The 14,443-nt window shown below is 57.4% G+C and carries 12 protein-coding genes; 10 read left to right on the plus strand and 2 right to left on the minus strand.

The window, feature by feature from the left end; translation table 11 throughout:
- Nucleotides 1-46: 46 nt before the first annotated feature.
- Together RLO149_RS07465 and RLO149_RS07470 are read right to left on the minus strand one after the other, a co-directional pair.
- A complete protein-coding gene (locus RLO149_RS07465) occupies nt 47-718 on the minus strand; it encodes a GntR family transcriptional regulator (protein ID WP_013961471.1) in 672 nt (223 codons plus the stop codon).
- 125 nt (nt 719-843) lie between these two features.
- A complete protein-coding gene (locus RLO149_RS07470) occupies nt 844-1,710 on the minus strand; it encodes an IclR family transcriptional regulator (protein ID WP_013961472.1) in 867 nt (288 codons plus the stop codon).
- 206 nt (nt 1,711-1,916) lie between these two features.
- Here RLO149_RS07470 and bhcA point away from each other — a divergent pair, with 206 nt between their 5' ends.
- From bhcA to RLO149_RS07520, 10 genes are all read left to right on the plus strand, one after another.
- The gene (gene bhcA / locus RLO149_RS07475; RefSeq protein ID WP_013961473.1) at nt 1,917-3,107 is read left to right on the plus strand and encodes an L-aspartate--glyoxylate aminotransferase BhcA; all 1,191 of its coding nucleotides are present in this window, start codon (nt 1,917-1,919) and stop codon (nt 3,105-3,107) included.
- A 10-nt stretch (nt 3,108-3,117) separates the two neighbouring features.
- Nucleotides 3,118-4,089: a beta-hydroxyaspartate dehydratase BhcB gene (bhcB, locus tag RLO149_RS07480; protein WP_013961474.1), complete on the plus strand. Its 972-nt coding sequence runs from the start codon at nt 3,118-3,120 to the stop codon at nt 4,087-4,089.
- Between the two features lie 12 nt (nt 4,090-4,101).
- Nucleotides 4,102-5,265, plus strand: a complete 1,164-nt coding sequence (bhcC, locus tag RLO149_RS07485; RefSeq protein ID WP_013961475.1) for a 3-hydroxy-D-aspartate aldolase BhcC — start codon at nt 4,102-4,104, stop codon at nt 5,263-5,265.
- A gap of 81 nt (nt 5,266-5,346) precedes the next feature.
- The gene (gene bhcD / locus RLO149_RS07490; RefSeq protein ID WP_013961476.1) at nt 5,347-6,324 is read left to right on the plus strand and encodes an iminosuccinate reductase BhcD; all 978 of its coding nucleotides are present in this window, start codon (nt 5,347-5,349) and stop codon (nt 6,322-6,324) included.
- 263 nt (nt 6,325-6,587) lie between these two features.
- A complete protein-coding gene (locus tag RLO149_RS22865) occupies nt 6,588-8,087 on the plus strand; it encodes a serine/threonine-protein kinase (protein WP_013961477.1) in 1,500 nt (499 codons plus the stop codon).
- Between the two features lie 92 nt (nt 8,088-8,179).
- Nucleotides 8,180-9,310: an FHA domain-containing protein gene (locus RLO149_RS22870; RefSeq protein ID WP_013961478.1), complete on the plus strand. Its 1,131-nt coding sequence runs from the start codon at nt 8,180-8,182 to the stop codon at nt 9,308-9,310.
- Complete coding sequence (locus RLO149_RS07505; RefSeq protein ID WP_013961479.1) at nt 9,310-10,152, plus strand: PP2C family protein-serine/threonine phosphatase; 843 nt, start codon at nt 9,310-9,312, stop codon at nt 10,150-10,152. Before RLO149_RS22870 ends, RLO149_RS07505 begins: the two co-directional genes overlap by 1 nt.
- Before the next feature lies 1 nt (nt 10,153).
- Entirely contained in the window at nt 10,154-11,263 is a 1,110-nt protein-coding gene (locus RLO149_RS07510) for a GTPase domain-containing protein (protein ID WP_013961480.1), read from the plus strand.
- A 175-nt stretch (nt 11,264-11,438) separates the two neighbouring features.
- A complete protein-coding gene (locus RLO149_RS07515; protein ID WP_013961481.1) occupies nt 11,439-13,508 on the plus strand; it encodes a dynamin family protein in 2,070 nt (689 codons plus the stop codon).
- A complete protein-coding gene (locus RLO149_RS07520) occupies nt 13,505-14,428 on the plus strand; it encodes a dynamin family protein (RefSeq protein WP_013961482.1) in 924 nt (307 codons plus the stop codon). The genes RLO149_RS07515 and RLO149_RS07520 overlap by 4 nt, the downstream gene beginning before the upstream one ends.
- Nucleotides 14,429-14,443 lie beyond the last annotated feature (15 nt).

The raw sequence follows: 14,443 nt of genomic DNA on the forward strand, positions 1-14,443 counted from the left end.
CATGGAGAGGCCGCGAACAAGTTATTCAGGACTAACCCGAAACGCTTTAGCTCGCGATCCGGATGTCCGGGTTGCGACGCAGCTGCGCCATCTGGTGAAAAAACCGCTCGCCCTGGGTTCCGACATGTGATCGCAGAATGTCGCAGGCGCGTTCCGCATGGCCACCAGCGAAGGCTTCTACCAGGGCTTCGTGCTCCTTGACAGATTCCTGCATGCGCCCGCGCATCTGGAATTGCACGCGCCTGAACGGCTTCAGACGGCGATACAGACGCAGGGCTTCGCCTTCCAAAAAGGCATTTCCGGCAGAGCGGTAAATCAAATGATGAAAGCTCTCGTTGTGGCGCGAATAGCCGTCTGTGTCGTCCTGTTCGATTGCATCAAGACATAAGCCATTGAGGGTCTCAAGCGTGGCAAGCCCTTCGGCTGTCATGCGCTGCGCGGCAAGGCGACCGCAGACGCCTTCGACCTCGGCCATGGTCTCGAACATCTCTATCAGCGTGATCGAATTGGGTTGGCGCACAAACACGCCGCGTCTGGGCAATTGTTCTGCAAGGTCCGTCGCGACAAGGCGCTGCAATGCCTCGCGCACAGGGGTGCGGGATACGCCAAACTTCTTCGCCAGACGCATCTCGTCCAGACGCTCGCCTTCTTGGAACTGGCCTGTGAAAACCATTTCCTCCAAAGCATCTGCAATCCGGTTGGCTTGCTTGGTTCCCATGTTGCGCCCTGACTTACATTTGTTTTTTTGGTGACAGGCTTGTTTGTATACAATTTAGGTATTCGTTATTTGCAAACAAGAGGTTGAGACGTGCAAAGGCGCAGAATTTTCACCGCGAGCACCGATCAGCCCGCGGGATCTGCCGTCGGGTTTGGCGCAATATCGTCTGCGTGAGGTTCGCGCCTGCGTCCCCCGATCAACTGCGAAATCTGACCAGCCGCTTCTGCGACGATGGCACCCAGTTCAGGAACGCGCATACTGTCAAACCGTGTGCTTGGCCCTGAAATGGATACGCCGCCACAGGCTTCGCCGCGTTCGTCAAAAACAGCACTGCCGATGCAGGACATGCCGAGGTAACGCTCTTCGCGGTCATAGGAATAGCCGCGCGTTTTGGTCTCGGCGAGGTCTGCAAAAAGCGTTGCCGGGGATGTGAGTGTATTATCGGTAAAAGCCTGTAATCCTGATGACATCAGCAGCCGCCTGACATGATCCTCGCTCATCGTCGACAGAATGGCCTTGCCGATGCCAGAGGCGTGCATAGACGTGCGCGCGCCGCGTGCGAAAAACGCGCGGATTGGGTGGGGCGTTTCGATTTGTTCAACGAACACGACTTCGGCCCCATCGGGGATTGCAAGATTGGCCGTCTCACCTGTTTTCTCCATCAGGAAGCGCATGATCGGGCGGCTCACTTCGGTCAGGCTGGTCCGGTTCATGAAAGACGCACCTGTGCGATAGGCTTCGATCCCGATGCTCCAACTTTGGTGTTCTTCGTTGAAGATGACAAATCGATGCTTTTGCAAAGTTGTCAAAATGCGGTGCGTGGTTGCCGTTGGCACCCCGAGGGAAAGTGACAGATCGGTCAGGGTCGACTGTTCTGATTTCGCAACCGCCACGAGAACGCCCAAGGCACGATCCAACGACTGCATCGTTCCCGCTGAGCTCTCCTTGAACTGCGATTTGGGGCGCCCGCGCTGTCTTTTCTGGGTATTCATCTGTGGGACCTCGGTTATTCGTTAATATATAGTACGTGAAATAAAAATATTTTTCAATTTACGTTTAAGGTGAAAATTGAAAAGAATAAAATATAACAATATCAGTGAAATAAGTAATTACAGTTCATAATGAAAAACAATTTCGAGAAAATTGAAAAAGGAGGGTTTGTCGTGTAAAAGACTCCCTAGATCAGGAGGACTTAGCCATGTCAGACCAAAATCCAGTGTTTATTCCGGGGCCAACAAATATACCAGACCGCTTGCGGGCCGCAATGCATGTCCAGACGCGCGACCACCGCGCTCCTGACTTCGTGGAGACCTTCGCGCCTGTTCTGGAGGATACCAAGAAAGTGTTCGGCACAACATCGGGCCGGGTCATCACTTTCCCCGCCAGCGGAACCGGCGGCTGGGAGGCGGCGTTGTGCAATACGCTGAGCCCCGGCGACAAGGTACTCGTGGCCCGCTACGGTATGTTCAGCCACCGCTGGATCGACATGTGTGAACGGCACGGTCTGGATGTTCAGCTGATCGAATGTCCGTGGGGCACCGGCGCGCCTGCCGACAAGTTTGAAGCGGCGTTGAGCGCGGACAAGTCACATAGCATCAAGGCCGTATTGGTGACGCACAACGAAACCGCAACCGGGGTTAAGTCCGATGTGGCTGCGGTACGTGGCGCGATGGATGCCGCCGCGCACCCTGCGCTTTTGTTTGTGGATTGTGTAAGTTCGCTCGCCTCCATGCCTTTTGAAATGGACTCATGGGGTGTCGATATCGCTGTGTCGGGTTCGCAGAAAGGCTTCATGCTGGCGACGGGCATGGCCATTCTGGGCGTAAGCGACAAAGCACTTGCTGCGATGGAAGCGGCCACTCTGCCGCGTACGTTCTTTGACTTCAAAGACATGATGGGGGCCAATGCGTCGGGTGGTTTTCCGTATACGCCGCCGTTGCAACTGATCTACGGGATGCGCGAAAGCCTCAAGATGTTGCTCGAGGAAGGGTTGGACAACGTCTATGCACGCCATACCCGACTTGCCGAGGGCGTGCGGCGTGCCGTTGGTGCCTGGGGTCTTGAACTGGTTGCCCAGACGCCGGATCTCTATTCCGACACTGTCAGCGCAATCTATGTGCCATCGGGATTTGACAGCAACGCTTTGACGGATCAGGCGTTCAATCAATACGGCGTGTCCTTTGGCGTAGGTCTTGGTGAAATGAATGGCAAGGCGTTCCGCATTGGTCACCTTGGCAGCCTGACGGATGTGATGGTCCTGTCTGGCTTGGCGACGATCGAAATGGCGATGGCTGACCTTGATTACCCAATTGAGCTCGGCAGCGGTGTTGCGGCAGCGCAAGAGCATTTTCGCTCAAAGACCGGTGCTGCTATCAAGTCGGCAGCGTAAGGAGGGCGAGATGTTGGATTCCATGATCGGTTCTGATTTGACAATTGATGATGTGCGCGCCGCACATGATCGGATCAAACCCTATATTCACGAAACACCCATCCTGACGTCGTCGTATTTCAATGCGCTGACGGGGGCGGAGCTGTTTTTCAAATGCGAGAACTTCCAAAAGGCCGGTGCCTTCAAGGTGCGCGGTGCCTCCAATGCAGTTTTTGGCCTGAGCGATGAGATGGCTGAAAAGGGTGTGGCGACGCATTCGTCGGGCAACCACGCCTTGTCTTTGTCCTATGCGGCAGGGCGGCGCGGCATTCCCTGTCATGTGGTAATGCCACGCACGGCACCAGAAGCAAAAAAAGCAGCCGTGCGCGGATACGGCGGGATCATCACGGAATGCGAGCCTTCCACTACCAGCCGTGAGGCGGTTTTCGCCGAAGTGCAAGCGGCCACGGGTGCAGAATTCGTGCATCCCTACAATGACCCGCGTGTGATCGCAGGGCAGGCGACCTGTTCGCTTGAGATGTTGTCGCAGGTTGAGAACATGGATGCGGTTATCGCCCCAATCGGGGGCGGTGGTATGATTTCGGGCACTTGTCTGACCCTGTCAAATCTTGCGCCCAAGATCGAAATTTATGCAGCCGAGCCCGATCAGGCTGATGATGCGGCACGTTCGTTCCGGGCAGGGCATATAATTGCCGATGATGCGCCGGTAACCGTTGCCGACGGGTTGAAAGTGCCGCTCAAAGAGAACACTTGGCATTTTGTATCCAGCTTTGTCACGGACGTGCTGACCGCCTCCGAGCAAGAGATCATCGACGCGATGAAGCTGACGTGGGAACGGATGAAGATCGTGATTGAACCGAGCTGTGCGGTTCCCATGGCCACGATCCTGCGCAACCCTGAGGTATTTCGGGGCAAGCGTGTGGGCGTGGTCATCACAGGCGGCAATGTGGATTTGGATAAACTGCCCTGGACCTTGGGCTGAGGAGAGACTGACATGAACAAACAAGTAAACTTTGAAGACTTTGAGGTCGGCTATGACATTCCAGCAGCGATAGGCATGGATGAGGCCGACATTCAGACGCCCTGCCTCGTGCTGGACCTCGACGCGCTGGAGCGGAACATCAAAAAGATGGGCGACTTTGCCAAAAGTCATGGCATGCGGCACCGGGTCCACGGCAAGATGCACAAATCCGTCGATGTGGCGCTCCTGCAGGAAGAGCTTGGCGGGTCTGTCGGTGTGTGCTGTCAGAAGGTCTCCGAGGCTGAAGTTTTCGCCCGCGGTGGCATCAAGGACGTGCTGGTCTCCAATCAAGTGCGCCAGCCCGAAAAGATCGACCGCCTTGCGCGCCTGCCAAAACTGGGCGCCCGTGCGATTTGCTGTGTAGATGACATCGACAATGTATCCGACCTGTCAGAGGCCGCCATGCGCCACGGCACGGAAATCGAATGCCTTGTCGAGATTGACGTGGGCGCGGGCCGTTGCGGTGTGCAATACGGCCAGCCAGTCGTTGATCTCGCACTTGCGATTGACGCGGCAGAAGGTCTGAAGTTTGCAGGTATCCAAGCCTATCAGGGCGCGATGCAGCACATGGATTCCTATGAGGACCGCAAGGGCAAGACACAGGTTGCCATCGATCAGGTGCGCGAAAGCGTTGATCTGCTCAAGGCGGCTGGTCTGGAATGTGACATCGTCGGGGGCGGCGGCACAGGGTCATATTATTTCGAAAGCGCTTCGGGCGTGTTCAACGAACTGCAGTGCGGGTCCTATGCGTTCATGGATGCGGATTACGGTCGTATCCTCGACAAAGACGGCAAGCGCATCGATCAGGGCGAGTGGGAAAACGCGTTGTTTATCCTGACCTCTGTGATGAGCCACGCCAAGGCTGACAAGGCCATCGTGGATGCGGGCCTCAAGGCGCAATCTGTAGATAGCGGCCTGCCGACGATCTATGGCCGCACCGACGTTGAATACGTCAAATGCTCGGATGAGCATGGCGTTGTTGCCGACCCCGATGGGGTGCTCAAGGTCAACGATAAGCTGAAACTGGTCCCGGGCCACTGTGATCCGACCTGCAACGTGCACGACTGGTATGTGGGTGTGCGCGGCGGCAAGGTCGAAACGCTTTGGCCGGTATCGGCGCGTGGCAAGGCCTACTGAGCCGCACCCGGCATCAGCAATAACAGCACGCCCGGCACTCCCGGGCGTGATTTACAATAAAGACAAAGACAGGAATACCCGATGTCCAAAGGACTTTTGATCGTAGGCGAAGATATGTGTGCCGAGGTCGTCAGCAGTGCCGATGCCTTCACCGCCGTCGAGGCCGTTTTCGGGGCCATGGCGAAGGGAGACGCCTATAACTTCCCGGTCATCCGCGAAGCGATCGGATATGCCGATGCACTTTATGGATTCAAATCCGGGTTCGACAAGGCGGGCAAAACGCTGGGTGTGAAATCCGGCGGATACTGGCCGGGCAACATGGACAAGGGTCTGACCAACCACCAGTCCACGATTTTCCTGTTTGACCCGGACACTGGGATGCTTGAGGCGCTGGTCGGGGGCAACTATCTGACGGCTGTACGAACGGCGGCATCATCGTCGGTGTCCATCGCGCATCTGGCGCGCAAAGACGCTAAAGTTCTGGGTATGGTCGGGGCAGGGCACCAATCCACGTTTCAGTTGCGTGCCGCCGCAGAGCAACGCAGTTTCGAGAAAGTCGTCGCATGGAACCCGCATCCCGATATGCTACCGCGCCTCGGCGCTGTCGCCGAGGAACTTGGGCTGGAATTTGAGGCCGTCACTCAGGAAGAGTTGGGCGCGCAGGCGGATGTTATCATCACCATCACTTCGGCCTTTGAGCCGCTCTTGATGAAAGACTGGATCAAGCCGGGAACGCATATCGCCTGTATGGGCACAGACACCAAGGGCAAGCAGGAGGTTGATCCGGAGCTGCTCGCATCCGCAACCGTATTTGCCGACGAAATCGCGCAGTCCATCACCATCGGTGAGGCGCAGCACGCGGTTGCATCGGGCCATCTGTCAGAGAGTGATATCACGCCAATCGGGGCGGTGATCAATGGCACACACGCCGGGCGCAGCAGTGATCAGGAGATTACGTTGTTTGACGGCACAGGCGTCGGTTTGCAAGATCTTGCCGTGGCATCCGTTGCGGCACGCGAAGCCGAAAGCCGGGGCAAAGCCACGCGTATCGCGTTGTGAACCCTTCGGGGTCTTGATCTTGCGTCACAACAGGGGCTTGTCACGCAAGCCTCTGTTGTTGTCTGACCCGTAGAGTTAGGTTTCTCTTATCCTTCCGTAAAATTACTTTAAAAGCTGACGCGAAATACACGGCCGCTCCGCCTGTTTGCCATGATTTGAACACAGGGTTTCGGTTCACTTGCTTCAAGACTTGTCCTGCGTTCGCCGGTGCGTTGCATTTGCGAACACTGCAGAACAGTGCTTTTGAAGTGAGTGGATGAGCCGTGAGCGATGACGATGCACATCAGATTGAGCCCGCAAACAGCGGCGCGCTGACCCCTGGCAGTACCTTGCTGAGCGGTCAATATGAGATATTGCAGTATCTGAGCAGCGGCGGCTTTGGCATCACCTACACGGCGCGCGACAGCCTGAACCGCACCGTCGTCATCAAGGAGTGCTTTCCCGAAGCCTTTTGCAGCCGCGTGAACAAAACGGTCCGGGCGCGGACACAAAGCTATGCAGAAGAATTCCGCGCCACGGTTAAGCTGTTCATTCGCGAAGCGCATGCGATGTCGCGCCTTGATCACCCCGGCGTTGTCGGTGTGCATCAGGTGTTCGAGGACAATGAGACGGCCTATATGGCGCTGGATCTGATCAAGGGCAAAGACCTGCTGGACATCATTGACAGCGGCACGCCAAAACTCTCAGCGGATGAAATCCATGGCATCACGCTGAAACTGCTGGATGCAATTGGTCACGTGCACAGTCAGGACCTGTTACACCGGGACATATCGCCTGACAATATTCTGCTCGATCAACGGGGTCACCCTGTGCTGATCGATTTTGGTGCCGCGCGCGAAGAAGCCAGCCGCAAAAGCCGCATTCTATCCGCGGTGCTGGTCGTTAAGGATGGATACTCGCCGCAGGAGTTTTATGTTGCAGGCAGCCAGCAGTCGCCAAGCAGCGATCTTTATGCGCTGGCTGCAACCTTGTCGCACCTGATCTCGGGCGAGGCGCCGCCCAACAGTCAGGCGCGGCTGGCGGCGCTGGCGAACAATCAGCCCGATCCCTATCAGCCGTTGTTCGGGCGCTTTCCGGCTTATGAAGATGCATTTTTGGCGTCCATAGACCAAGCCATGCGCATCATTCCCGCTGAACGGCTGCAATCAGCCGAAGACTGGGCCCTGAAGATAGATCGCAGAAAGCGGGTCGAGCGTGCGCGCGCGCAGGCGGATCAGGACAAGTCGATTGATGAGACGATCATGAACCTCGTGGCATCGGTCCAGATCGAGCGGCGGGCACAGGGCGCGGTTGAGCGGCGCACCGCACAAGGCCCCGCCCCGGCGCCGGCTTCCGAAGCGGGCGAACCCGACACCCTGCGCGATCTGGGTGAGGATGCGATGCCGGCGGACCCTGCGGACAGTGAGGCGGGTTTGGCGTGTTGCGAATTGCCAGATGCGCAGGACGCGGCCCATGTGGTGCACCTGCCAGCCCCCGAGGCGGAAAAGCCAACGCCCTATGCGCGCGTGACATCAAAAGCGGTCGAAGCGGCGAACATGCCCAAACCGCCCGCGCCGCCAATTTTCACGCGAGAACGCATCATTCGCGCCGTGACGGCACCGGTGATTTTCTGCGCCTTTCTGCTCTACGGCCAAACGGTTCTGAAGAATGAACAGGTGCAGGCCGCAACGCTGCAACCGCTGCTGATGTGGGGGCAGGGCTTGGGGGGATGGAAAGCCTCCGAGCCGGCACCGGTCACAGTGCGACGCGGGCTCGGGGATTGAACGGGCAAGGCATTTACAGAGGTTTCATACCCAGCGGGCGGGGGCGGTTGTGCCTGACCCAAATTTCAAAGACGCAATCGAAAGGCAGACCAATGACGCTCTTCAAGAAAGTTTTTCAGAACCAATCGCGCCCGGCCACCGCAGATGAGGCGCTGGATGAGGCCGCTTTGCGCAGTGTATTTGTGGAGACGGCAAAGCCTGCGCAACCGCTCGTGCTCGATCCGTTTCAGCATGGGTTGCCATCGGACGATGGCGACGTTGCACCGGGCGTCGCACCGGAAGCCGTGGTGCATGACATCACCGATACATCAGAGGCAGAGGACGCTCACGCAGGGCGAAACATGGCGTGGGACGCGGATGTGCTCGACGCAGATGCCATCGAAGAGGTCGATCCACTGGAGCATGACATGGATGCGCCCGATACGCTGTGTGATGAGAATATCGTCGCGCGTCTCGACCGTGCGCTGGCTGCAGAACCCCCGGTTTCGCACAAGGTGAAGGAAGACGCAGACGATACTGTTGTTTCTGACGAGTCAACAGATCACCTTGCACCAGATGTGTGTGTTGAAACCGGCACTGACGCTGCCAACTGGACCAAGGAAGAGGGGCTTGACACCGCAGCCTTTGCACAGCGTCAGATGGCCACCTTGGGGGATGCTGAACAGCAAACGGAGCGCAAGGCGGATGCCGACAAAACGGTGTCTGAGCCACTGGATTTGTCAGGCGGTGCCCTTGCATCCCCTGCAACCGGACGCGGCCGCCGTGCAGGGCGTGTCAAGACGCGGCTTTTGGGGTTCAACCACGCACCCGAAGATCAAACTGATCCGTTTGAACAGGCACAGTCAGCGACCGCGACAGCGCAACGCGAAAAGTTTCCGGTGGGGTGGCTCGTGATCGTTGAGGGTCCCGGGCTGGGTCACGCGTTCAGTATCTTTGCCGGCGCTTCCATGATTGGGCGGGGGGAGGATCAGGTCATCCGCCTTGATTTTGGCGACAATGCCATCTCGCGCCACCATCACGCCGCTGTCGCCTACGACGAGGAGCAAAACAAGTTCTACATCGGCCACGGTGGCAAATCGAATATCATTCGACGCAACGCGCGCCCTGTTCTGAGCACTGAAGAGCTGCACCATGCGGACCTTATTCGCATCGGAGAGACGACCATGCGCTTCGTAGCGCTCTGCGGGTCTGACTTTCAATGGCACGGTGCAGGGGGGCAATAATGCAACCCGGGCTTCACGCCGATGCTGCCAGCGCGCTGAGCAAAGGGCAGCGCAGCTATCAGGAAGACGCGGTGATTGCAGATTTCGCAAGGGGGAGCGATGTCGGCCTCATCGTGCTTGCCGATGGCATGGGCGGGCACGCAGCGGGGGATGTGGCGAGCAAGATTGTACTCACCGAAGTCTACAGCGCCCTGGTGTTTCAACGTGGCGAGGGAGCGGGGTTGGAGCCGCATGTCACCGATCTGCTCCATACCGCTGCGATGGAAGCAAACACCTGCCTGAAAGAGCATGTGGCCGCCTATCCTGACACGCGTGGTATGGGGGCGACCCTTGTTGCCTCCGTGATCATCAATCGCAACCTCTATTGGATTTCCATCGGGGATTCGCCGCTCCTGTTGTTCCGCGACGGTAAACTGCGGCAGTTGAACGAAGATCACTCAATGGCCTCTCAGATCGATTTTATGGTCAAGACTGGTCTGATTGGGGCGGATGAAGGTGAGAACCACCCGGATCGCAATACGTTGACGTCGGTTCTGTTCGGGGGGGACGTGGCGATGATTGACTCTCCCCAAGAACCCTTGGCGCTGCGGGCGGGGGATATTCTGATTGTGGCCAGTGACGGTTTGCAGTTCCTGACATATGATCAGATCGAAGAATGTCTGCGGCAGAACCAGCATCGCCCCAGCGCTGATATCGTGGAAGTGTTGCTTCATGAAGTGGACAGCCTTCACGATCCGGATCTCGACAACGTTTCCTTTTCCGTGGTGTGTTTTCAAGACGTGAGCGCACCAGCGGTGCTGAAAGAGCAAGAGCGACGACCGGAAATGCGCCGTGTTGGATGACATGTCGACACGAGACACCGTGGCGCGCCTGCGCGCGGCGGCTGTGGACGGGCGGATTTGCGAGGTCGCACGATCACGCGCGGACACGCTTGCCACGCGGCTGGAGCAAGGCGCACGCATTGTACTGCTTGGGCCGGATGGCGTCGGCAAATCAGAGCTGTGCAACGCGATTCTGGGATGTGTCGACGACGGGTCCAGACCCAAGACAACAAGGGTTTTCGCGCCGCCAGGGGCAGCTGCGGACTCCGTGCCGCTGAGCGGTGACAAAACCCTGCATGAGATCCCCCAAGGCCCGTTTGGTCATGCCTTGGTTTTTGATGTATCGCTTTCAAGCAGCGCAAGCGGTTTTGCGGCCACCACTGCTGAAGCGATTGATGCGGCTGACATCGTTTTATGGTGCACGCAGTCCTTTTCGGCTGACGAAGCGCTGCTTTGGTCGCACGCGTCCGACGTGTTGAAAGACCGCAGTTTTCTGGTCCTGACGAAAGCTGACCTTCTGGCGGAGGCGGGTGTTTTGCAAGCGCGTGTTGCGGCGCTGCAAGTCACCGTCATGGATGAATTCCACAGCCTCTTTGCCACCACCACGTCACAGATTTCCGCCCTGCGTGCGCAGGGCTTAAAGGTCACCGAGCAGCATTTGGCGGCCAGTGGTCTGAAAGCGCTGATCGATAGGGTGGCGGGAATTGTAACCGCTGGTCACCGCGCTGATTTGGACAGCGCCCAACTGTTTCTTGAGCGTCAGGGTCTGAAGCCCTGCGATCCGGTCGCCCTGCCTGCGCAAGAAGCGGACAGGACACATACTGCGTTTCAGATGGTGCATGATACGGTGATGGCGCGGGCCGTTGACCTTGCCGAGGTTGGCCTTGGGGACGCCGATGACGCTATATCCGACGTGCTGGGAGAGTGTGGCGCGATCTGTGAAGAGCTTGCGGATGTCATGCGCGCGTCGTCTGAGGTCAGCCCTGACATGAACGAATGGACGTCCATTTTCGAAGACGCAAGTGATAAGATTATGCTGATGACAACGGAGAATGACACTCGATCGGCTGCGGATGCGGTGACGATCCTGTTACAGTTGCGCCGCGATCTCGAATATATGGGCGCTCGTTAAACCTTTAACGACGCGCAGCCTTTACGCCCGTATCAAGCCATACCAACGGCACAATTCCCGCGCATGATAGCTTTTGGGGTATTGGGACCTTGGGCGGGAAAATGACACAACACTCTGACAGATATGGCTGCGAGAAACGACGCCCCCGCTGCGTCGCGGCGACGGGGCGGCCAATATGAACGCGCTCAATGCGTCAAACGAGGCCGGGTTTGTCGAGGCGAAACAGGCCGAGCTCTTGGGCAGCGGCCTCGATGCGTTGCGTACATTTGCAGTGTCATTTGATCGCGTTCAAACCGCATTGCGAGGGTTGGCTGACCTTGGCGACGAAGCTGCCGCGCGGCGGGTAGAACGGATGTCCCGCGAACTCGAAGCGCTTGAGCCTTCCGTCACGATGATCGGGCAGATCAAATCCGGGAAAACCTCACTGGTCAATGCGCTGATCGGGGCGCCCGACCTGTTACCTTCGGACGTTAACCCGTGGACCTCCGTTGTTACTTCGCTGCATCTGCACCCCGAAAAACCCGGTTTTACGCAGCGCGCGACTTTTCGGTTTTTTGACAAGGATGAGTGGGACCGCCTGATCTCTGGCGGAGGGCGCATTGGTGAACTTGCCAGCAGGGCAGGGGCTGAAGATGAGCTGGAGAAAATCAAGCTGCAAGTTTCGCAGATGCGCGAGAAATCCCGGCTGCGATTGGGGCGTAATTTCGAAATGCTGCTAGGTCAGCAACGCGATTACGGCTACTTTGATAAAGACCTGATTGAACGCTATGTGTGCCTCGGTGACGCGGTAGATGAGGCCGATGAGACATCCGGCAACATGCAAGGGCATTTTGCTGATATTACCAAGGCCGCAGATCTGCATATGACGCGCGCGGCACTGCCGATGCCGCTTTGCATACGGGACACGCCCGGCGTGAACGACACGTTCATGATGCGCGAACAAATCACGATCCGCGCCATCCGGGACAGCCGAATTTGTGTCGTCGTCCTGTCGGCGCATCAGGCATTGTCATCGACGGATATGGCGCTGATCCGGTTGATATCTCTCGTAAAATCCCGAGATATCATCATCTTTGTCAACCGCGTGGATGAGTTATCCGATCCGGCGGCTCAGATCCCGCAGATCCGGGAAAGCATTGTCGCGACGTTAAAAAAGCACAATGGCCCAAAAGAAGCCAAGATCATCTTTGGCAGCGCATTGTGGGCCTCTTACGCCTTGCAAATGCGGCTGGATGATCTGCCTGCCTCAAGTGCGGCATCATTGGCCAATTGGGCGGCCCTGTGCGATGATGATGCATGCACTGGCGTGCTGGATGAAACAACCGCCTGGCGCCTATCCGGACTGCCCGTTTTGCAGGATGCGATTTCGCAACGCGTTGCACAGGGCATTGGTACCGCATTGTTACAGCGGATTGGAGCAAGTGCCAAAAACCTCGCATCTGGGCTTGCTGCAGCCAACCAGATCGGTGCCCAACCTGAGGAAAGCCGCGTTGTGGCGCGCATCCAAAGTTGTGAGGCCCAAGCGCGAATGGCGTCGCTCATCAAGACCCGGAAAACAGAGTTGCGCGCAGAGTTTGACGCAATCCTGTCGACCTTTGACGCGCGTATGGAGCGGGTGCAGGCCAGCTTTCTGGACCGTGCAACCGCATCGCTTGTTGAACATCTCGAACATCACGGCGATCAGACGATCTGGAACTATGATCCGGCAGGCTTGCGCGCGTTATTGAGTGCGTCACACAAAGTGCTGGCGCGCAACAGCCAGTCCGCGTTCGACAAGGCAACCAAGGCCGCAGCAGCGGACGTGATGGACGTCTATGCGCAGGCCTTTGACCTGGGCGGCAATACGTTTGACATCGCGCGCCCTCGGCCACCGCTGGTGCCGCCGCCCGTCACTTTGGGGCGTACGATCGCGCTGGATTTGAGTGGCAGATGGTGGAAGCGCTGGTGGCTTCAGCGCCGGGGTCATAAAGCCTATGCCGAGAGCTTTTTTGATCTGATCAAGTCGGAAACCAGCCCTGTCATCAAAGAGTTGCGGGACGATCTTGCCCAATCGGTTCGGGATGAGGCGATCGCGGTTTTTGATGCGTTCTTATCTGAACAACTGGCCGTATTCGAGAGATTGGACTGTATGCAGACTGCCAGCCCGGCAGAGCTTACGGACTACATTGCCCGACATGCCCCACAGGAAAAACGCGCGCTGTTGGAAAGGGTGATGGCAACATTGAACGAGTATGCAGAATCATGACAGAGGCCCCCCCCACAGAGATACCTGATTTTTGGCCCTGTACACATGGTCCGCGGTTGCCGCGCATTGCGCTGATGGGCGAATTCAGTGCGGGCAAAAGCACACTTGTCAATTTGATGGTTGGGGCAAATCCCTTGCCGGTTCAGGTGGTCGCAACGCAACTGCCACCGGTCTGGATGGCATATGGATCGCAACCGTCAGTGATCGTCGATTTGGCGGGCAATGAAGTGCCTTGTCGTCTGGACGAGCTCAATGGCATGTCCCTCGATGACGTGGCCTTTATCAAGTTCTATTGCGAGGAGGAAATCCTCAAACGCTGTGAACTGATTGATATGCCCGGAATTTCTGACCCAAACATGGCGAGTATTATTTGGGAACGTATGATGCCATTTGCAGATGGCGTGGTGTGGTGCAGTCCCGCAACCCAAGCCTGGCGTCAGAGCGAGGCGGCAGTGTGGGAAGGGGTCGACGCAAAAATTCAGGCAAACTCCATCCTTCTGCTGACGCGCGCTGATATGCTGCTGACTGCACGGGACAAGGCGCGGGTCATCACGCGCGTAAAATCAGAAGCTGATGCGGCCTTTCGGGACATTCTCATGATGTCGTTAACGCAAGCGCGTGACGCGATGGACAATGAGGAGTTATGGCACGAAAGCGGCGCGGATGAGTTTGTGCTCGCGTTCTTGTCGCTGGTGGAAGGTTTGGCAAGCAGCCTTGAGGATGCGCGCGTTGAGCGTTCAGACACCGTGCTTGAAACGCCTCGTGCGGCCAGTATCGATGGCGAGTGCGCCACGGGCCATGTCTCCGCGGATGCCATTGTGCCAAGGCGTCCTAAATTGCGTCTCAGCGTTAAGGTCGAACGCCCGGCGTCGGATGCATCAACAGCGCAATCGCTTGCATTCATGCCAAAATTCTCGTGACCCGTTAACCGGACA

Source organism: Roseobacter litoralis Och 149 (genome assembly GCF_000154785.2).
GTDB lineage: Bacteria > Pseudomonadota > Alphaproteobacteria > Rhodobacterales > Rhodobacteraceae > Roseobacter > Roseobacter litoralis.

What these genes read in the sequence shown, in the direction of transcription:
- RLO149_RS07520 (WP_013961482.1), top strand. Translation starts at nt 13,505, where the DNA reads ATGACAGAGGCCCCCCCCACAGAGATACCTGATTTTTGGCCCTGTACA.
- RLO149_RS07515 (WP_013961481.1), top strand. Translation starts at nt 11,439, where the DNA reads ATGAACGCGCTCAATGCGTCAAACGAGGCCGGGTTTGTCGAGGCGAAA.
- RLO149_RS07470 (WP_013961472.1), bottom strand. Translation starts at nt 1,710, where the DNA reads ATGAATACCCAGAAAAGACAGCGCGGGCGCCCCAAATCGCAGTTCAAG.
- RLO149_RS07505 (WP_013961479.1), top strand. Translation starts at nt 9,310, where the DNA reads ATGCAACCCGGGCTTCACGCCGATGCTGCCAGCGCGCTGAGCAAAGGG.
- bhcB (WP_013961474.1), top strand. Translation starts at nt 3,118, where the DNA reads ATGTTGGATTCCATGATCGGTTCTGATTTGACAATTGATGATGTGCGC.
- bhcC (WP_013961475.1), top strand. Translation starts at nt 4,102, where the DNA reads ATGAACAAACAAGTAAACTTTGAAGACTTTGAGGTCGGCTATGACATT.
- RLO149_RS22870 (WP_013961478.1), top strand. Translation starts at nt 8,180, where the DNA reads ATGACGCTCTTCAAGAAAGTTTTTCAGAACCAATCGCGCCCGGCCACC.
- RLO149_RS07510 (WP_013961480.1), top strand. Translation starts at nt 10,154, where the DNA reads ATGTCGACACGAGACACCGTGGCGCGCCTGCGCGCGGCGGCTGTGGAC.
- RLO149_RS07465 (WP_013961471.1), bottom strand. Translation starts at nt 718, where the DNA reads ATGGGAACCAAGCAAGCCAACCGGATTGCAGATGCTTTGGAGGAAATG.
- bhcD (WP_013961476.1), top strand. Translation starts at nt 5,347, where the DNA reads ATGTCCAAAGGACTTTTGATCGTAGGCGAAGATATGTGTGCCGAGGTC.
- bhcA (WP_013961473.1), top strand. Translation starts at nt 1,917, where the DNA reads ATGTCAGACCAAAATCCAGTGTTTATTCCGGGGCCAACAAATATACCA.